The 19421-nt window shown below is 56.6% G+C and carries 18 protein-coding genes; 10 read left to right on the forward strand and 8 right to left on the reverse strand.

The window, feature by feature from the left end; all coding sequences use genetic code 11:
- Nucleotides 1–256 precede the first annotated feature (256 nt).
- On the reverse strand, nt 257–1267 hold the full coding sequence (locus tag B9A24_RS13740; RefSeq protein ID WP_084446595.1) for an alkaline phosphatase D family protein: 1011 nt from the start codon (nt 1265–1267) through the stop codon (nt 257–259).
- Nucleotides 1268–1451: 184 nt separating this feature from the next.
- Here B9A24_RS13740 and B9A24_RS13745 point away from each other — a divergent pair, with 184 nt between their 5' ends.
- Nucleotides 1452–2750: a carboxypeptidase-like regulatory domain-containing protein gene (locus B9A24_RS13745; protein ID WP_159452049.1), complete on the forward strand. Its 1299-nt coding sequence runs from the start codon at nt 1452–1454 to the stop codon at nt 2748–2750.
- Between the two features lie 19 nt (nt 2751–2769).
- Here B9A24_RS13745 and B9A24_RS13750 read toward each other — a convergent pair whose 3' ends face one another.
- Together B9A24_RS13750 and B9A24_RS13755 are read right to left on the reverse strand one after the other, a co-directional pair.
- On the reverse strand, nt 2770–3189 hold the full coding sequence (locus B9A24_RS13750) for a response regulator (RefSeq protein WP_084446597.1): 420 nt from the start codon (nt 3187–3189) through the stop codon (nt 2770–2772).
- Nucleotides 3190–3236: 47 nt separating this feature from the next.
- Complete coding sequence (locus tag B9A24_RS13755; RefSeq protein ID WP_159452050.1) at nt 3237–5540, reverse strand: PAS domain-containing sensor histidine kinase; 2304 nt, start codon at nt 5538–5540, stop codon at nt 3237–3239.
- 233 nt (nt 5541–5773) lie between these two features.
- Here B9A24_RS13755 and B9A24_RS13760 point away from each other — a divergent pair, with 233 nt between their 5' ends.
- On the forward strand, nt 5774–7588 hold the full coding sequence (locus tag B9A24_RS13760; protein WP_084446599.1) for a DUF885 domain-containing protein: 1815 nt from the start codon (nt 5774–5776) through the stop codon (nt 7586–7588).
- A 205-nt stretch (nt 7589–7793) separates the two neighbouring features.
- Nucleotides 7794–8294, forward strand: coding sequence for a DUF4126 family protein (locus tag B9A24_RS13765; RefSeq protein ID WP_159452051.1), 501 nt, complete (start codon nt 7794–7796; stop codon nt 8292–8294).
- A 98-nt stretch (nt 8295–8392) separates the two neighbouring features.
- Here B9A24_RS13765 and B9A24_RS13770 read toward each other — a convergent pair whose 3' ends face one another.
- The gene (locus B9A24_RS13770) at nt 8393–8851 is read right to left on the reverse strand and encodes a hypothetical protein (protein WP_084446601.1); all 459 of its coding nucleotides are present in this window, start codon (nt 8849–8851) and stop codon (nt 8393–8395) included.
- Between the two features lie 146 nt (nt 8852–8997).
- On the opposite strand from B9A24_RS13770, the gene B9A24_RS13775 reads away from it, so the two are divergent.
- On the forward strand, nt 8998–9690 hold the full coding sequence (locus tag B9A24_RS13775; RefSeq protein ID WP_234997277.1) for a Dph6-related ATP pyrophosphatase: 693 nt from the start codon (nt 8998–9000) through the stop codon (nt 9688–9690).
- 180 nt (nt 9691–9870) lie between these two features.
- A complete protein-coding gene (locus B9A24_RS13780) occupies nt 9871–10362 on the forward strand; it encodes a VOC family protein (protein ID WP_084446603.1) in 492 nt (163 codons plus the stop codon).
- A gap of 49 nt (nt 10363–10411) precedes the next feature.
- Here the strand turns inward: B9A24_RS13780 and B9A24_RS13785 are convergent, their stop codons facing one another.
- The 3 genes from B9A24_RS13785 to B9A24_RS13795 all read right to left on the reverse strand — a co-directional run bounded on the left by B9A24_RS13785 (nt 10412) and on the right by B9A24_RS13795 (nt 14065).
- Nucleotides 10412–11281: an RES domain-containing protein gene (locus B9A24_RS13785; RefSeq protein ID WP_084446604.1), complete on the reverse strand. Its 870-nt coding sequence runs from the start codon at nt 11279–11281 to the stop codon at nt 10412–10414.
- A 131-nt stretch (nt 11282–11412) separates the two neighbouring features.
- Nucleotides 11413–12372, reverse strand: a complete 960-nt coding sequence (locus B9A24_RS13790; protein ID WP_084446605.1) for an MBL fold metallo-hydrolase — start codon at nt 12370–12372, stop codon at nt 11413–11415.
- A 181-nt stretch (nt 12373–12553) separates the two neighbouring features.
- Nucleotides 12554–14065, reverse strand: coding sequence for a hypothetical protein (locus B9A24_RS13795; RefSeq protein ID WP_084446606.1), 1512 nt, complete (start codon nt 14063–14065; stop codon nt 12554–12556).
- Nucleotides 14066–14197: 132 nt separating this feature from the next.
- Between B9A24_RS13795 and B9A24_RS13800 the strand changes: the two genes are divergently transcribed.
- The 3 genes from B9A24_RS13800 (at nt 14198) to B9A24_RS13810 (ending at nt 17076) form a co-directional block, all read left to right on the forward strand.
- Nucleotides 14198–14764, forward strand: coding sequence for a hypothetical protein (locus B9A24_RS13800; protein WP_084446607.1), 567 nt, complete (start codon nt 14198–14200; stop codon nt 14762–14764).
- A gap of 263 nt (nt 14765–15027) precedes the next feature.
- Nucleotides 15028–15534 carry a hypothetical protein gene (locus tag B9A24_RS13805; RefSeq protein ID WP_084446608.1) on the forward strand — a complete coding sequence of 169 codons (507 nt, stop codon included), beginning with the start codon at nt 15028–15030 and terminating at the stop codon, nt 15532–15534.
- A 1137-nt stretch (nt 15535–16671) separates the two neighbouring features.
- Nucleotides 16672–17076, forward strand: coding sequence for a thiol-disulfide oxidoreductase DCC family protein (locus B9A24_RS13810; protein ID WP_084446629.1), 405 nt, complete (start codon nt 16672–16674; stop codon nt 17074–17076).
- Nucleotides 17077–17141: 65 nt separating this feature from the next.
- On the opposite strand, the gene B9A24_RS13815 is transcribed toward B9A24_RS13810, so the two are convergent.
- Nucleotides 17142–17606, reverse strand: a complete 465-nt coding sequence (locus B9A24_RS13815; protein ID WP_084446609.1) for a MarR family winged helix-turn-helix transcriptional regulator — start codon at nt 17604–17606, stop codon at nt 17142–17144.
- 376 nt (nt 17607–17982) lie between these two features.
- On the opposite strand from B9A24_RS13815, the gene B9A24_RS13820 reads away from it, so the two are divergent.
- Nucleotides 17983–18987, forward strand: a complete 1005-nt coding sequence (locus tag B9A24_RS13820) for a zinc-binding dehydrogenase (protein ID WP_084446610.1) — start codon at nt 17983–17985, stop codon at nt 18985–18987.
- A 173-nt stretch (nt 18988–19160) separates the two neighbouring features.
- Entirely contained in the window at nt 19161–19418 is a 258-nt protein-coding gene (locus B9A24_RS13825; protein WP_084446611.1) for a hypothetical protein, read from the forward strand.
- Nucleotides 19419–19421 lie beyond the last annotated feature (3 nt).

Below are 19421 nucleotides of genomic sequence, written 5' to 3' on the forward strand. Positions count from 1 at the left end.
ATGGGTTGGGGGGCTAATTTACGGGAATGTAGGAAGTCGCCAGCTGCCCGGAAAGTATTGAAGCTGTTTCGGAATTTATTTTTAAAGACCGCGCCTGGTGGTATAGCCGCCACGCGGCGCTATGTTTATAGATAGACGCGCATAAACGCTCAGAGCCGCAACGCGGTGGCATAATTTTCTGGTTATATCCAGATGCCGCCGCGCTGCGGCTCCCAGAACACGCTGCAAAGGCTATAAACAAAGCTCCGCGCGGCGGCTATTCCACTACCTCAATCTCCTCCGTGTGGAACGCCTTGCCTTCCTCGCCTTTAAGCTGCACCGTTGCCAGTAGCTTTTTGCCTTTCTGCTGAAAGCGAAACAGGCCGTAATGCTTCTGATTGACCAAGGGGCCAACGCGGTATTTATTCGCTTCGCCGGTGTTGTTGGTAGCCGAGTGGGTCAGGCCGCTGGAGGTGATTTCGTAGACCGGGTAAGCCACGCCGGGCAGGGTTGTTTTGGCCACTTCGCCGATGTGCCGGTCGCCGCTCACCAGCAGCACGCCTTTGGCTTTGGTGCTGGCTAGTAAGGCGAAAAAACGCTGGCGGGCGGCGGGGAAGTTGGCCCATTTCTCGTACGGGTGCTGCTCGGCCAGAAACTGAATGCCGGAGCCGATGATGTGGGCGTCGGCGTCGCTGGTGGCGAGCTGCTGCTGAAGCCACTGCCATTGCGCCTCGCCCAGCAGGTCGCCGGTGGCGTTGGGGATGTAGGCTTTGGTGGAGTCTTTTTGTAGGGCGTCCTGGTGGTAGCGGTCGTCGAGCAGAATCACCTTGATTTTCTTGCGGCCTACTTTATAGTCGTAGGCGGCGTAGATGCCTTCCTGCTGGCGGCGCGGGCTGGCAGCGGGCTCCTGCAAAAAGTCGAGGGCCAGCTGCTGGCTTTCTTTTTTGGGACCGTAGGATTTGTCGCCGTCGTTGCGGCCGTAGTCGTGGTCGTCCCAGGTACCGATGACGGGCGTTTGGGCGCGGAAGGCTTTGTAGTCGGGCTGATTGAGCTGCTGGTCGTACTTGGCTTTAAGCACGGCCATGTCGTCGGAGTCGCCGTAGATGTTGTCGCCCAGCCAGATCCAGAGGTCGGGCTTATCCTGGGAAATTGCCCCCCACATAGGCTGAGGCAGGTTTTGGCGGTTGCAGGAGCCGAAAGCAATGGTCAGTTCTTTCTTGGCTTGGGCTTGGGTCACTGGGCTGCCCAGGTGCAGGAGCAAACCCAGAATCAGGAGGTATTTCTTCATGCTGCAAAGATGGAATGTGGAGAAGCAGGAACTACGCCGCGCGGTGTAAAGCAACTGTTAAGAAATGCCCCCCAGCGCGCCGCCGTGCCACCCGCCGGTCTGATTTTTGCGCGTCGGGCACACGCCATGCCGCCACTGCGCGTTATTTGTATTGATACTAATGAAACCTAAACACTTCCCGCTCTTGAATAACCTACTTGCTTTCTTTGCCTCTCTCCGTTTGCGCCCTGGTAGCAGCAAGCTTATTACCGCGCTGGCCGCTGTGTTCGTGTTGGTTTGCGGCTTGAGCCAGGCTACTTTGGCCCAGCAAGTACGGGGTATCGTGCGGGACAAAGAAACAAAGGAGCCGCTGCCCTTCGTGGGTATCGGGGTAAAAGGCACCACGATGGGCACGGCCAGCAATGAGAACGGGGAGTTTACCCTGAACCTGCCTTCACTGCCCCAGACGCTGGTTTTCTCCGAGCTGGCCCACGTAAAGGATACGGTGCGCGTTACGGCCCCGGGCCAGTCGTTGGAAATATCCCTGGCCCCCGCCACGGTGGTGCTGTCGGAGGTGAAAGTGGCCAGCTACGCCTACCAGCTGGTGGACCGCGCGTATCAGCAGATGAAGAAAAACTACGGCCGCAAATTCTACGGCAAAGCCTACTACCGCCAGATCACACGCATCGACAACGACCCGACGGAGCTGCTGGAAATGGTGTGGAATGCCAAGTCCAACAACGCCCGCATTGAGGGCACAAGCGTAGCCCAGGGGCGCTACGCCGCCAAACAGGCGCTGATCAGCGACAAAAACTTTTCGCTGTACACCAAAGCTTTCGGCCTCTACGACGATAAGGCCGACACGACCAAGGCCCTTGGTTTGTTCAGCCCCAACGTAGTGGCAAACTACCTGCTTGAAATCAAAGGCGTGCTAGAAAAAGGAGAGACTGGGGGCATAGCGGAAATTGCGTTTGAAACGCGCCCCGAGCAAACCAAATACCGCTCGAAAGGCACCGTCTGGATCGATGTAGATACTTACCAGGTAATCCGCTACAAGATGACCACGCCCCAGCTTACCCGCAAAGCCAACAACCCGACGTTCTCGTTCAAAAACACGGAGCTGGAGCTGGATATGGTGTTTCAGAACGACACTACGGCCGTAAACCCGCTGGAGCACATCCGGGCCATGATGACCTACGATCTGGTGCGTCCCGGTTTACCCCCCGCCAAGATGAACGTGTCGGCCTTTACCTTTTTCTACGACACCAGCCGTAAGCCCACCAACCTGACGTACAGCAAAGTGACCAGCAATGAGCGTGATCTGGAAGCCATCCGAAAGGTGAAATACGACCCGGCTTTCTGGGCCAATAACCCGGTGGTAAAACGCACGCCGCTCGAAGATGAGGTGGTCAAGTCGTTTGAGCAGAAAGGCGCCTTCGGAACCATGGTGAAAAAGCCCGAGCCCAAGGCCGACGTGCGCATCCGCAACGGCCGTATAGAGTAGCGCGGAACGGATTTTCGCGCTACTGTGGCAGCTCGCGCTGAAAGTGCACTTGTAGAATGGTGTTCACCTTCTCCCTGGTCAGGGGCTTATTCACGACGCCAGCGATGGGCAGCTCCTGCACCCGATCCAGGTCGCGGGCGTTCAGGGAAGTGGTCAGCATCACGATAACGATGGCCTGCTTCTGGGGCAGGGGCAGGTGCTGGTAGGCTTCCAGAAACTCGATGCCATTCATGATGGGCATATTCACGTCCAGCAGAATCAGAACCGGGCAGTTGGTGCTGGTGGCCGTGCAGGTTTGGGTAAGCGTAGCCAGGGCTTCTACGCCGTTTTCGGCCACCACCAGCTGCTCAGCCACCCCCAGGCGGTTGAGCAGGAGCTGATGTAGAAAATTAGTCGTTGAATCGTCATCAACCAATAAGACACTGGGGAGCTTCTGCATGTGTTCAGAAAGATACTCAACGCGAAAAGTGAAGTGGGTATACGGACTTACGCGGGAAACGACACAAAAAACGTGGAGCCCAACCCAATCTGGCTTTCTACTTCAATTTTGCCCCCCACGTTTTCCACCATCTTCTTGACCATATACAGCCCGATGCCCGAGCCCTCGACGTGGGTGTGCAAACGCCGGAACATGCCGAACAGCTTGGTTTGCTGCACTCCGTCCAGGCCATTGTCTTGCACGCGCAGTACCAGCCAGCTGGCTTCGCAGCGGCAGCTGATACGGATATGGGGCACACGGTCGGGGTGACGGTACTTGAGGGCGTTGCTGAGCAGGTTGTATACCACCGAACGTAGGTTTTTGGCCGAAAAGGTAATGGCCGGACAGTCGGCCACGTCTATTTCCAGATGGGCCCCGGTTTCCTCAATCAGCGGCAGCAGATCCAGACGCACATCTTCGACCACCGTCGTCAGCTCTACCTGCTCGGTGGTGGGCGTGTACTCCTGTTGCAGCTTCGTGATGTCGGTGAGGTGGTCAATAGTTTGCTTGAAGCGGTCCACGGCTCCCTGTATCATATCCAGAATAGGCTGCACCAGCGCCGCTTGCTGAATGGTGGGGGACAATTGTTGGGTGAGGGCGTGCAGCAGGCCCTCAATATTGCTGATGGGCGCTTTCAGGTCGTGCGAGGCGGTGTAGATGAAGTTATCCAAATCCACGTTGGCGCGCGTGAGCTGCTCGTTGGCTTGCTTCAACTCCGTAATATCAATGGCCGAGCCCACGTAGCCGTACAGCTCGCCATTGGGGTAGTAGCTGGGCCCCCCCTGCGCCAGCAGCCAGCGGTACTCCCCGTCGTGGCGGCGCATGCGGTGCTCCAGGGAGTAGAGCGCGCGGTTACGAATGGCGCTTGTCAGGGCATGGGCCGTGAGGTCCCGCTCCTCCGGGTGAACATAGGACGGCCAGCTCAGGGCCGCGTACTGCTGCTCGTCGTCGAGGCCTACAAAGTTCAGAAAGGCCCGGTTGATGTAGCGCACGGACGCATCCGGATGCACGGCCCACATAAGGCTGGGGGCTGCGTCGGCCATCGTGCGGAAGCGGGCCTCGCTTTCCCGCAGGGCATCGATGGTCCGTTTCTGCTCCGTAATATCCCGGGCAATGGCCAGCATATGGGGCTGGCCACTCAGTAGCAGCCCTCCCATACTCACCTCGACCGGAAAAATGTAGCCATCCTTGCGTTTGTGCAGCGTTTCGAAGGGCGGTATATTCTCTTGCTGGGCGCGGGCAAATGCCTGCCTGAACACGTCATCCTGAAAAATCGGATCCACGTCCGGCACGCGCAGATGCAGGGCTTCGTCGGCGGTATAGCCCCAAGCCTCCAGGGCTTTGGGATTGAGGTAAGCGAAGGTAGCATCGGCGCGCATCAGGATAAACGGGTCCCGGACCCGGTCGGCCATGAACTGGAAGCGCCTCAACTCCTCGCGGTTTTCCTCCACCCCGCGCCGGGCCTTTACCTGGTCAGTAACTTCGTAGGCAAAAATCATCACCCCATCCACGGCACCCTGCTCGTCGCGCCGGGCCTGATAGGTGGCGGTGAAGTGAATTTCCTCCAGCGCCCCCCCCGCGTAGCGAGCCATCATTACGGGCATCTCCTGCACCACGAATGTCTCGCCGGTACTATATACGCCGTTCAGAATGGGCAGAATGGGGGTGTCTGCCAGCTCGGGGAAGGCAGTCAGCAATGCGTTGCCTACCAATCCCTGACCCGGAAAAATGCGTTGGGAAGCGGAATTGGCCAGCTGAAACACAAAATCAGGACCGGCCAGGATGGCAATGGGGGCCGGCGCTTCGGCAAACAGCGTATGCAGCTGCTGACGCTGGTGCTCGGCCTCGGCCAGGGCAGTCTGCTCGCGAGCGTGGCTGTCGTGCAGGTGGGCCTCGTCTCTAAGCGCCGCCGTAATATCGACGACGGTGTGCAGTAGCTGACTTACGCAGCCGTGCGCGTCCAGCACCGGCGAGTTGTGGGGCAGCCAGCAGCGCTCCACAAACTGGCCGGGGTGGTCCGGATCGGGAACGTCGCAGCGCTGGGGGGGCATCTCGTGGGGCTGGCCCGTAGCGAGCACCTGCCTGAAAGACGCCAGGAGGGTGCGCACACCATGTGCCTCAGGGGTCTGTGGATTGCCGGGAAAGGCATCGAACACGTAGCGGCCCAGCAAGTTTTCCCGCTGAGTGAGCGTGACGGCCAGGTAAGCGTCGCTGACGGCTTCAATAAGCAGGTCGGGCGAGAGCAGCAGATGCGCGCCGGGCAGCGCATTGAATAAAGGCAGCAAAGCCGGGAGGGCAGAAAGGGCAGGCATACGAAGCGTGGGAGAACAACGGAATAGCGTGAAGATAGTTGGCGGCCGACAACAGGGCCGCCGCAACGGCCCGAACCGGGTCCAGGGTGCGAAACTGCCACCCAGGTTATCCATACGGTGAAAGAAAGGGTCAAGTGAAACTGCCCCCTGCTCTTCGGGTTCGCCCTCTTTATTGGCCGACTACCTATCTTGCCACTCGCACGAATCTCCCTCACTTTCTTCCTCCCTTTCTCATGAAAAAACTTGCCCTTACCGGGCTGCTGGCCGGCGCGCTGCTCACCGCCTGTAATCAGCAGAAAACCGCTGCCGATGGCGGCGCTTCGGCCGACGCCACCGCTACCGGCACCGCCGAGGTGAAAGACCTGTCGACGCTGTTTGCCAACTACTGGGAGGAAAACCTCAAGCTCTTCCCCCTGGAAGCCACCGCCCAGGGCGACAAGCGCTACAACGACCGCCTGCCCAACGACCAGACCCAGGCCTTCCGCGACACGCTGCGCAGCACCTACCAGAACTACCTCGGCCAGCTGCAGAAGTTTGACCGCGAGAAGCTCTCGGACAACGACAAGATCAGCTACGACATTTTCAAGTACGACCTCGAAAACAAGCTGGCCGGCCTGAAGCTGAACACCTGGATGATTCCGTTTCAGCAGTTCTGGGGCCTGCCCATTACGTTGGGACAATTTGGGTCGGGCTCGGGCATTCAGCCTTTCAAAACCGTAAAGGACTACGACGACTGGCTGGGCCGCGCCAAGGGCTTTGCCGCCTGGGGCGACTCGGCCATCGGCAATTTCCGCAAGGGCATGGCCGCCGGCGTAGTATTGTCCCGTCCGCTGGTGGAGAAGATGATTCCGCAGATGCAGGACCTGGTAGTCACGGACGCGACCAAGAGCCTGTTCTACGGTCCCGTGGCCAAGTTTCCGGATGGTATTTCGGACGCGGACAAGCAGCGTCTCACGGCTGCTTATAAAGAGGTCATTCTGAAAGACATCGTGCCGACCTACCAGAAGCTGGGGGCCTTTTTGAAGAGCGAATACCTGCCCAAAGCCCGTACCACCACCGGCATTGCGGCCATTCCCAACGGGCCGGAAATCTACCGCTACTACGTAAAGAGCTGGACCACCACTGACAAGACGCCCGAGGAAATCTATCAGACGGGTCAGGCGGAAGTAAAGCGCATTCGCGCGGAAATGGAGCGCGTAAAGAATGAAGTCGGCTTCAAGGGCGACCTGCCGGCGTTCTTCGCTTATCTGAAAACCGACAAGAAGTTCATGCCCTACCAGACGCCCGAGCAGGTGCTGGGCGCTTTCCGGGCTATTCAGGCCAAGATTGACCCGAACCTGCAAAAGATGTTCGGGCGCACACCCAAAACGCCTTTCGAGATTCGGCAGACGGAGGCGTTTCGCGCCGCTTCCGCCTCGGCCGAGTACAACCAGGGCAACCCCGACGGCTCGCGGCCGGGCGTGTTCTACATTCCGATCCTGAGTGCGAAGGAGTTTAACACGACTTCGGGCATGGAGTCGCTGTTCTTGCACGAAGCCATTCCGGGCCACCACTACCAGATTTCGCTGCAGCAGGAAAATGAGAGCCTGCCCAAGTTCCGGCGCTTTGCCTGGTACGGGGCCATGGGCGAAGGCTGGGCGCTGTATACCGAGAGCCTGGGCAAGGAGCTGGGCCTCTACACCGACCCCTACCAGTACATGGGCGCGCTCGGCGACGAGATGCACCGCGCTATTCGCCTGGTGGTCGATGTAGGGATGCACACCAAAAACATGACCCGCGAGGAGGCCATCAAGTACATGATGGACAACGAAGCCATCAGCGAGCAGGGCGCCACGGCCGAGATTGAGCGCTACATGGCCATTCCGGGCCAGGCGCTATCCTACAAAATCGGAGCACTGAAAATCCGCGAGCTGCGAGCCAAGTACGAGAAGCAGCTGGGGGGCAAATTCAACCTCAGCAATTTCCACGACGAACTGCTCAAGGACGGCGTGATGCCGCTGGCCGTGCTGGAGCGCAAAATGGACGCCTGGGCGGCCGGGCAGAAGTAGATTCTGCGCTTAGGTTTCAATTGAATGAAAAAAAGGCAGCTGGATAGGCTGCCTTTTTTTGTGGCTAGCAACATCTGGGGGGCTTTTTCCAAAGCCCACGCTTTCACAACTACAAAAGACTATAGTTTTTTAAGCTGGGCAGTCGGCTTTCTACCAACGCCGCCCGTTTAAGGCACTATCCATTATGCTATTAAGGCTCAATCCAATGTCTCAACAACTCCGACAAGCTCTCGCCCTTGGTGCGATAGCCGGTATGCGCAGCATGTCGGCGCCCGCCACCATCAGTCACGTCCTAAGCAAGAACAAATCGAAGGCTATCGGCAGGTCGCCGTTGCGGTTTTTGCAGTCGCCTACCACGGCTAAGGTGCTCAAAGGTGTAGCCGTGTCCGAAATGGCCGCCGACAAGCTGCCGGGTATGCCCGACCGCACCTCGCCACCGGTTCTGCTGGGGCGTATTTTGGCGGGTGGCCTGGCAGGTGCGGCGGCATATAAAGCGCAGAACGACAGTATAGTAAAGGGTGCGCTTATTGGCAGTGCCGTAGCGGTGGCCGCCACCTACGGGGCCTTGTATCTGCGCAAAGCGCTAGGTTCCAGCACCGGCCTGCCCGACCCGGTGTGGGCGGTGGTGGAGGATAGTTTGGTGCTTAAAAGCGCGTTGGCTGTAGTGCATGATGCGCGCCGCAGCACTACCAATCAACTGCTGTAGCATACCGCGTTATCAGCCACGAAAAAGCCCCCCAACTTAATGCTGGGGGGCTTTTCGTGCTTTAGTATGCCGGAGCGCAGCTAAGTCAGCAATGGTCTTTATCGCTGGGTAGTCTGGCCGCCGCTGCCGGAAGTTGTGCCTTGGCCGGAGCCCATGGCTCCGGAGCTGGTAGCTTGGGAACCGGAGCCGGCGGCTTGGGAAGGAGCCTGCTTCGCGTTCTTGCTATTACCATCCTGCGCTTTACCCACGGGGGCTGGCTGGCCCGAGGCCGTTTGCGGCGAAGTAGCCGTATTGCCGCTTGGGGCCGAGTTCATCGCCTTATCGACGGACATCTGCTGGTCGGCAGCGGAGCCTTTGCCTAGCGGCGGTTGCACGTTTTGCACACGGTTCACGCTGTCGCGGGCTATTTCGTTGCTGGTGGCTTCGGGGGCGGCTTCCAAATTGAGGTTCCTATCGAATTGGGTGTCTTTGCCGGGGCCCTTCTGGTAGTCGCAGGAGGCTAGCGGGGCCGTAGCGACCAGCAGAATAGCCAGCGCGTAACGCTGTTGGAGTTTCATAAAAAAGTGTTTGGGTTGAAAGACTAGGTTGGAAGGCCTGTATACGACAAGCGCCCGCCAATAGCCGAAGCTAAATCAGCAATAAAGGCCACCCCCAGCGTTTTTGTCGGGCCGGCCATTTGCGCGCCGCCCGATACCTTTGCCTGATGCCCGTTTCAGCCCTTATGAACTGGAGTGGGGGCAAAGATTCGGCCCTCGCCCTCTACCACGCCCTGCGCGACCCCAGCTATCAGGTTACGCACCTGCTCACCAGCATCAATGCCCACTACCAGCGCGTGTCTATGCACGGCGTGCGGGTAGCGCTGCTCAAAGCGCAGGCCCAGCGCATCGGGCTGCCACTGGTGCAATTGGCGCTGCCCGAATCGCCCGGCATGGAGGAGTATGAGCGTCTCATGCACGACGCTTTAGCCCCGCTTCAGGCTCAGGGCGTAAGTCAGGCTATTTTCGGGGATATTTATTTGGAAGACCTTCGGGCTTACCGCGAGCAGCAGCTTGCGCGGGTGGGGCTGGGGGGCATTTTTCCGCTTTGGCAGCGCCCCACCGCCGAGTTACTGCGCGAATACCTCGATCTGGGCTTTCAGGCCGTCGTGGTGTGCGTAAACGAGCAGCACCTCGACGCCAGCTTCTGTGGCCGCCTCCTCGATGCCGATTTTCTACGCGATTTGCCCCCCGGCGTCGATCCCTGCGGCGAGAATGGCGAGTACCACAGCTTCGTGTTCGACGCCCCGTATTTTAGCAGCCCTATTCCGTTTGTGCGCGGCGAGCTGGTGCGCCGCACCTATCCGGCTCCCACGCCCGGCGTTACTGAAGTAGGCTTTTGGTATTGCGATCTAATCTGAACCACAGATTTATTGAAGTGAGCGAATTCCACGGATTTTGTAGACGACTAGTCATCGGCCTATTTGGTTATAGGAGTGCGCGGGACAAGCCTTGATATGGCTATAATTGAGAACATTTTGTTAAATTTTAATCGTCCACAAAATCCGTGGAATTCGCGTTAACCCGTGGTTCAGACTACTATGAGCCAGCCGTATATCATCCCAGCCACCACTCGCATTGGGCACGTACACCTGAAAGTAGCCGACTTAGACCGCGCTATCAGCTTTTACTGCGGCCTGTTGGGCTTCGAAATAACCCAGCGCTACGGCACACAGGCTGTGTTTATCTCGACGGGCGGCTACCACCATCACATTGGGCTGAACACCTGGCATAGCCTCGGTGGGCCACCCGCGCCTCGCAACACGGCCGGCCTGTACCACATCGCTATTCTGTATGCCACTCGCCCGGAGCTGGCCGTGGCCCTGAAGCGGCTGCTAGAGGCCGGCTACCCCGTAACCGGCGCCGCCGATCATGGCGTGTCAGAGGCTATTTATCTGAATGACCCTGATGGTAACGGCGTCGAGCTTTACTACGACCGCCCGCAGGACGAGTGGCCCCGCTCCGCCGCCGGCGAAATTAACATGGTCACGGACCCGCTGGATATTCCGGCGCTGCTGGCGTTGGCTGATTAAATTATAAATCAAAAAAGCCCCCCGGAAATATTTCAGGGGGGCTTTTTGGTTAAAAACAGTGTTGATTTGCCTGCGCTCCTTCGCGCAAAATCCAGTTGCCGGGCTGGTTGAGCCAGTGCAGCTTTTCATCGGGCGCTACGCCGCGGGCAAAGTTGAGCGAGCACACGTCGATGGTCTCGGTCTCGACACGATTGACGGACAAATGCTCCACGTATTGAAGCACCAGCTTTTGCTCACCAATGCAGCGTGGATGCAGCGCCAGATTGTGCGAGGGGCTGGGCATAGCCGCCGATGGATACAGGAGGCCGTCGAATTGCTCACCCAGCCCCAGCGCCTCTGTGAGGGCAATGGATAAGCGGTACCGATGCTCCTCGCCGGAGGCAATGGGCTGGGTGAAGCAGCCGATCATAAACTCGGTCAGGTGCCGCTCCGACTCTGGTAGCTGCTTCAGGGCTTTGCGCAACACCTTTTCGCGCTCGGAGTGCGGGTCGTCGGCGCACAGGTCGGCGTAGCTGAAGCCGGCGATGCGCAACGGTTTCCGCGCCTGCCAGCGGCTAATGATGATCTGGTCGCCTTTTTTTACGCTGGCCTCAAAAAAGGGTGGGTGCCAGGTGGCGCTGCAATAAAATATAGGTACGCCCGCCCGATTGGCGCGCTGATCTTCTTTGACCCGCTTGGCCGGCGCGTACGACACATCGGCGAAGCGGTGCGGCAGCTTCTCGCAGGGTGTACCCCGATACAGCAGCAGGCCAGGAGCGAAATCGAGGCAGCGTAACGCGTGACCCGCGAGCAGCTCACGCATCAGGGGCACCAGGTCATCGACGGATTGCTCGCGAAGATCGAGCTTGTGAATGGCGGCTATCTTCTCTTTGATTTCCTTCGCCGCCGATTTGTGGGGGTTGGGTTGGGAGGAACGCATGGGTGGAAAGATGAAATAAAAATACAGATGAGCTTGGTTGGTATAGAACCTAATGAGACCTCACCCCAGCCCTTTTGGAAAGGAGCAGAGTGAGGTCTCACTGAGAAAACAAGAATAGTTTACGACGAAAACTAACGCTGGTAACGCTTCTTGCCCTTTTTGTTACTCACCAATACTAAAGCAACCGTGGCCGCCAGACCCAGGCCCAGCGCCCACTTAGAGAAGGCGGTACTCACAGCCGGCGGCACCGAGGTTACGCCGGTTTCGTCGGCAGTAGCCGGCTGGGGTACGTAGCGGCCGTGCTTCGGAATGGTAACTTCATCAAAGTGCTCCACGAGTTCTTCTAACTGCTGCAAAAGCTGCGTGCCGTGCATCGGAATGCCGTGGCCGGTAGCGGCAATGTGCGGCTTCAGGTCGGCCAGCAGTGCTACTGATTGGCGGGCCTGGGGCCAGTTGGGCGTAAAATATGCAGGTGGCCCGTGCACCTCCTGGCGCTGCTCCCACACCGCCGACCCCGATTCCTGCTTCACGGTCACGAAGGCGTCGCCGGCGAGCAGTACGCGGTCATGCTCGCGGAAAAACGCGACGTGGCCGGGCGTGTGGCCAGGCGTATGATGCCAGCGCCAGCCGGGCAGGTGCGGCACCGAGTTGTCGGCGGGTAGCGCCTGCACCCGGCTGCCGAGGTCGATAGGCTGCTTGGGATAGAGAAAAGACAGGGCGGCCATAACTCCGCCGCCCACCGTAGGGTCGGGTGGGGGGTAGGCTGAGCGGCCCGTGAGGTAAGGCAGCTCTAAGGGGTGTGCGTACACGGGCACGTCCCACTCGTTGGCCAGCGTAATCAAAGCCCCCACATGGTCGAAGTGTCCGTGCGTGAGGATGATGGCGGCCGGCCGCGCCTCCGGACCGAAGATTTCGGCCGCGTGGCGGCGAATGGTGCCAGCCGAGCCGGGCAGACCCGCGTCAATCAGCACCCAGTCGTTGGTAGGCGCTTCCGGCTCGCGCACATAGTAGAGATTGGTAAATACATTACGCAGCCCCCAAATGCCCGGCGCAACGGCCTGGAGTTGGGGTGTACTAGCTCGATTAGCCATAGAGAAAAGTGTTTTAGGTTAGAAAATTTGAATTCGTAGCAGTGAATGAGCCGGGGAAGACTTTTAAGGTAAAATGAACCGAAAAAAGCCCCCCGGCAAAGCCAGCAACTAGCGCGGGCTCTAGAACTAAGGTCGGGGAAAGCAAGCAAGAGGGAAGACAGCAACCGCGCCGATCGGCTGGTTATTTAGCCGGCGGCGCAGTTTCGCAGCTACAAAGCACTTCCCGGCTGGGCGTGGCCACTTTGTAGTTGGGCAGAGATACCTCCTTCATATAAATGACATCAAGCCGCCGCACGGGGGCATTATCGGAGTCTTCATTCCATACGCGCAACAGGTAGTTGCAGTAGTACGGACGCAGGTAAGCGTTGGAAACAAACAGGTAATTCTCGGAGTACTTGCGCCAGCGGTCATTTTTAAACAACGACACCACTGACGCCGGCTTGGCCAGCGTAAGGGGCCTGCCTTTTCGGTTCAGGTCAATGTGCCGGCCCTTGGGCGTAGTGGCGTCCAGGATATACCAGCCATCATCCTTGAATACGGCCGGCGCGAACATGCCCCAGTGCTGATCGGTGCGAAACAGGTACCCAAACCAGCGCAAGGGCTCCGACATGGTTAGCGAAGGATTGGCAATCGAATCGAGGTTCCACCAGCATACGTAGGCCAGCAGCAAAGTCACTACCGCGTTGCGCAGGCCGTGCAATATTTGGATGGTCTTAGGGGGCAAATTCAGGCTCGACTCCACATTTACCCGCACCGGACTGCGCCAATTACTCAGGCGGGTCAAATGGGGTTGCAGCCGTTGCGTGCGCGTCCGAACCTGCCGATCTATCCAGTCCATGACCGGTGTCGGCAGCAAGCCCAGCACAGAGGCCATGTTAATCAGGAAAAACAAACCTACGAACAAAGTCAGGCTGATGCCGAGATGAAATCCGTACATCACCACCACGAACAGCATCCGCCAGAACGGTACGCCCACCGGAATGAACAGCACGAACGGCAGCAGCAGCTCAGTGTAATAGGTCGCAAACGTGAGAAAGCGCATCACTTCCGGAAACTGATAGAGTATCCGGCCGCCCGGCATCAGCACTTGGTCGAGGCTGAGGGCGTAATAAATGGCGGTGCCTTCCGTGGTCCATTCGGGGGCATTTTTGAGCAACGCCGTACACCAGTACACCAGCGCCAGCTGCACCACGTATGCTACCGTAGCGGCACTGAAGTACGAGTAGGCGGCGGGTTTCGGCTCCGTCCGACCCGCATCGGTGGAGTACATACGACCCCAGGGCAGAAAAATCCCCCAGAACAGCAGCATCCGCAGCAAGTCGTCGCCGCCCTGCCCGATGATGGGGTTCCTGTTTTGCAGCGACACCAGCAGCAGCCATGAGACTACCGTCGCCAAGCGGGTTTTGTAGCCCAGCAGCAGCATCGTCGCAAACCCCGCCGCCACCAGAAACAGCAGCGCCTGTATCTGCCACAAGCCACTAATATTGTGCAGACTAACCTGGTACGCGTTCCAGTTGCGCTCATACAGCACATGCAAGGGCAGAATGCCCATGTTGGCGTAGTGCGCCTCCAGATCGGTGCTGCGGATGGCAAGGTCGGTCAGCACAACGGCCGCCGTGGCTATGCGCAGTAAGGCTAACGCCCGCAGATCGAGAACGAAAGGACGGCGCAGGAAATTAAGAACACGGGTCATAGGAGCCGCGCTGAGGGGCAAAATGGGAGAAAAAAAGAAAGCGAAAAGGTACGCCACCTAGTTGGATGGTTTGCCTTTTCGCCTTCAAAAAGAGCAACCGGCTTCAAGGCCGGAATAGGAAATTAGTTGGTCGTGGTGCCCCTGGTAGTGCTGCCGCTGGTAGTACGGCCGGAAGTAGTACCCGACTTGGTGCCGGTAGTGCTTCCTGACGTAGTACGTGTGTTAGTGCGGCCCGACTTGGTACCCGTCGTAGACGTGCGGGTTGATTGCGTTCTGGTGGTCGTAGACGTACGGCTGCTAGTTGTTCCCGTAGTGCCCGTTGTGCCAGAGCCGACAGTGGAACCTGAAGTCATAGTGCCAGCGGTTGAGCCGGTAGTCGTGCTACCAGCCGTCATGGTACCGGTGGTAGTTCCAGTCGTAGACCCAGTAGTCATAGTGCCGGCAGTGGTCCCAGTCGTCATGGTTCCAGTCGTGGAGCCCGAAGTCATAGTGCCAGCGGTAGAGCCGGTAGTCGTGCTACCAGCCGTCATGGTGCCGGTGGTCGAGCCCGTTGTCATAGTGCCGCTCGTGCTACCACTAGTCGACATAGTACCTGTAGTGCTGCCGGCGGTTGTGCCCCTGGTAGTAGAGCCAGCGGTAGAGCCGCTCGTGCTACCCATTGTCGTAGAGCCCATAGTCGTGGAGCCAGTAGTAGTCTGAGCCGAAGCACTGGCGGAAAGGAATACTGCGGCAATCAAGGCGGCAAACGATACAAAAGATGACTTTTTCATAGCTTTTTGAGGAGGGTTGGTGAATAAGTAAAAGGAGCTTGAGAAGGTATGGTACCAGTGCCTGAGCAAAAAGCAGATGCAACAACTAATTTCATACCCCTCTCTAAACAAAGAGGGATAATTACCAAGTAGTAATTATCCCTCTCTTCGCAGGTTATATGTTCAAGCTAATGAACATCAACTTACTTAGTAGTGGTGCCAGTACCAGTAGTGCCGGTGGTGGTGCTACCCGAAGTTGAGCTGCTGGTCGTACCCGTTGTGCTACCGCTGGTGCTGCCACTCGTGGTGCCCATGGTAGTAGTGCCGGTCGTGCCAGTAGTAGTAGAGCCCGAGGTAGAACCCATAGTGGTTGAACCGCTGGTAGAGCCTGAAGTAGTACCGCTAGTACTACCCGAGGTAGAACCCATAGTGGTTGAACCGCTGGTAGAGCCTGAAGTAGTACCGCTAGTACTACCCGAGGTTGAGCCGGAGGTAGTGCCATACGTAGTAGTGCTACCTGAAGTAGAGCCCGAGGTCGTGCCACTGGTGCTTCCACCCATAGCGTCGTTGGTTGTACCCGTTGTGCTACCGCTGGTGGTAGTTCCGTCCGTACCAGTAGAAGCGCAGGAAGACATCAGTGAAGCTGATACAAACATGCCGGCGAGTGCGAGGGTCGAGACAAAAATCCGTGATTTTTTCATTGGAAGGATTAGTTGGTGAATGGGTTAAACCAGAGCGGGTGAATACAATTAGAAGAGCCCCTTCTACGTGCAAACGGAAAGAAATAGTTACTGATAGCCTGAATTATTTTTTAATAGATCAAAATAATAGACAATAAAACAGTTGTTTAATTATAAATACGCCCTCCTAGCTCCAAATTTCAACGATACGGGGAAGGCAAGTACTAATTAGATAAATTCTCATTTTCAGGGTTGAATACTACTGTTAGAATAAGCGTATAGGGGGCTTTTTCCCAAAACTAGCGAGTCGTAGAGCCGCCACCTGTACTCGTACCGCCACCCGTAGAACCCATACCGCCTGCTGTCGAACCACCTGCTGTGCTGCCTGCCGTTGAGCCACTAGCAGTAGTCCCGCCTGCTGTACTACCCGCTGTCGAAGACATATCTGTTGTTGAACCTTCCATGGACCCGCCGGCCGAGTCAGCAGACATCATATCAGTGTCTGATGAGGTTCCTATACCGCTCTCTGATGATGTAGTGCCTCCAGCACCACCAGCATTATCGCCGCTTCCGCAGGCACCTAAGGTCAGAGTTGCTGCTACTAGAGTAGCAGATAGAATAGTAAGCCGTGATTGTTTCATACTGGAATGAAGGAAAGATGTTGGTTATAAAAAGGAGCAGAAATTAAAATAGGACTCAGTAGCTATACGATTACGTTGAGCAATGCAGCCAAAAAGCAACCCTAGAAAAAATACCTGTTTTTCAAGAAAAACCACAAGTAAAAAATACGGAGTGACTATGAATATCTGTATTTATCGCTTGGAGAGCGAGTCATATATAGAAGCTGTTTAGGCTTTCTGGACAGTAATTGTTTCGTCTTCTGAACGGTTATGCAGAACGTAGCGAAGCATCTCGCGTGCGTTGATTTACTAACCCAACGACCGCACGCGTAATGCTTCGCTACGTTCTGCATAATGGCCCTCGTCACTCACTGCCCACACATCTTAGGAAGTAGTTGAGATTACATCCGAAGCTTATGCTGCGTTTGCCGAAGCATAAGCTGGAATTGACTTCCTAGACAGCTTCCATAAGTCAGCTACTTCATGCGCGTTGCGTATGGCTTATAAAAGACACTTTTCAGCCTGTCTGGTTATAGGTGGAAATACTGCTGCTATTTATGGTTCATCAGCCCGCCGTTATTCTGTTTGATGGAGTTTGCAACCTGTGTAATGGCTTCGTGCAATTCGTTATTGCGCACGATACTGGGGGGCATTTTCGGTTTACTTCGCTCCAATCGGAGGCAGGGCAGAAGCTGCTGGCTCACCACGCCACAACCGTAGCCCCCACTCCCGAAACAGTAGTGCTGATCGAGCGAGGCCAGGTATTTACCCACTCGACGGCCGTACTGCACATTCTGTGTGGCTTAGGCGGAGCATGGCAACTGCTATACGTAGGCATGGTTCTGCCGCGTGCGCTCCGCGACGCACTGTATCGTTTCGTTGCGCGGCACCGCTACCAGTGGTTTGGTCGGCAAGAGTCGTGTATGCTGCCCACGCCTGAGCTGGCGCAACGTTTTTTGTAAACTGAGCCGCGTATAGGTAGCGAGTGCGCTACATTTTGCCAGAAGGCCTGAAGCTACCAAACTACCTATATGTGAGATGCTTTGATGATAGTAGGTAACAATGTTTTTAGCTGCTTAAGTATCGCGGCATCAGCGCCTAGGGAGGCGAAAAACTGGTTCTCAAATTCTTCTACGGCCCACGCGGCCTGCACGGCCGTCCGCACGCCTATTGGGGTAAGGCTGATGGCTTTGGCGCGGGTATCGGTGGTGTGCTCAGCGCGCAATAGTAGCCCTTTGGTTTCCAGCGTACGCAGCAGCTTACTGGTCATCATCTTATCGATGCGGGCATGGGCGGCTAAGTCTGTCTGCGTAATAGTACCCTGCTGCCCCAGCCAATAGGCCGCTGCCAGCACCACAAACTGGGCATGCGTAAGCCCGAACTGCTCCAGGGCTTTCTTTATTTCACGCTGCCAATGATTGCTGACTTGCCAAAGCAAAAAGCCAGGACTGTCATCCGGGCTTTCAAAGGAAAAAAGCGATTGGGCAACCATCGTGTGTGGGTAGTGAAAGGAAAATAAACTGAATATGCCGCTTCATCATACGGACAGGTGGACCATGGTGCTTAAAAAGCCCCCCAGCAATTTTTTAAGCCATGTTTGAACTCTCAATGGAAGTAGTACTTTCGAACTGTCGCTTTAACCGAGCCGCCAGACCATCGCGCCTCGCTATAACAGCATAGCTGGCTAAAGGACCGGACACATTGCCGTTGCTCAGTGAGGGGTAAGTCGTATCTAAGCCAATAGAAGGGTATTTTGCCATAGATATAAATAGTAATCGTAATTATAGTAAATATAATTACTGTAAACAAGTGTGTGTTATTTACTTTCTCTGCGTACTAAATTTTATTCTTTCACTTACTCTACCTCCATGCAAGCTTTACAACTCCACGGCATCAACCAGCCGCTAGTTCTTCAGGAAGTGCCCACACCCGTACCCGCCGCTGGTGAGGTGCTGGTGGCGCTTCGGGCTGCTGCCTTCAATCACCGCGATGTCTGGATTCAGAAGGGACAATATGGCGGCCTGAAATTCCCGTGCATTCTGGGTTCTGATGGCGCTGGCGTGGTAAGCGCCGTAGGGGAAGGCGCAGATGAGTCGCTGTTGGGGCAAGCAGTGGTTGTCAATCCGGGCCACAATTGGGGCGACAACCCGAAGGCTCAAGCGAAAAACTTCAAGATTCTGGGCCTGCCTGACCAAGGTACGTTTGCCGAGTTTCTGAGCGTACCTGCTCAATACGTGCGGGCTAAGCCGGCCCATTTGAGCTTCGAGCAAGCGGCTGCGCTGCCCCTTGGCGGGCTTACGGCTTACCGAGCGGCTTTTACGCGGGCGGATTTGCAGGCGGGCGAGCGAGTGCTTATCACAGGTATTGGCGGGGGCGTAGCGGTGTTGGCGCTGCAAATGGCGGTAGCCCGCGGTGCCGGGGTATGGGTTACGTCCAGCTCAGCCGAAAAGCTGGCTCGCGCTCAGGAGTTAGGAGCCAGAGGGGGAGCCGATTACAACGACGAGAACTGGGTAGCCGACCTCACCAAGCAGGCTGGTGGGCTTTTTGACGTGATTATAGACAGTGCAGCCGGTCCCAGCTTTAACGCCCTGCTCGATGCTGCGGCTCCTGGTGGTCGTATCGTGTTTTTTGGCGGCACACTGGGCGCTATTCCGCAGGTGCCACCGGCCAAGGTTTTCTGGAAGCAGCTTACCATCCTGGGCTCCACAATGGGAACTGAGCAGGATTTCGCCGATATGGTGAGCCTGATAGAGGAAAAACAGATTGTTCCCGTCGTAGATCAGGTATTCCCCCTCGCCGAAGGAGAAGCAGCCATTCGTCGTCTGGCCGACGGCACACAGTTCGGTAAAGTTGTTCTCAGAGTTAAGGAATAGCCCCCATATTTCGAGCTTTGAAGAAGCCTGAAACTGAGAAGTTGAAGCAGGGATTTTAGATGATAATTTGCGGAAAAATACAAGCCGATAATAGGGAAGTCAGGGAATGAAAGATGCATCAAAGCTGTTGTCTTTTTGACTGCTTTTCCGACGTGTATCTTACTGCTCTACCTATGAAATCATCCGCTGAATACCTCGCTGGTCCGGTTTTTCAACTGACTTACCCCACTGGCGAATTTGCTGAATCGGTGCCGGTCGTTACTTACGACGATGCGTTGCTAGCGCTGGAAGAAGCGCTAGCTGACGCGGAAGAGTACAAGTATCTGTTGCTGCGCGCTATTCGTCGCAACGCTCCCGAAACAGTAGCTTCTTATGCCACTACAATCACTCCTGAAGCCGCTGTAGTTCCTATGTATGCTGAAGCTGCTTAGGCT

The organism is Hymenobacter roseosalivarius DSM 11622 (assembly GCF_900176135.1).
Classification (GTDB): domain Bacteria; phylum Bacteroidota; class Bacteroidia; order Cytophagales; family Hymenobacteraceae; genus Hymenobacter; species Hymenobacter roseosalivarius.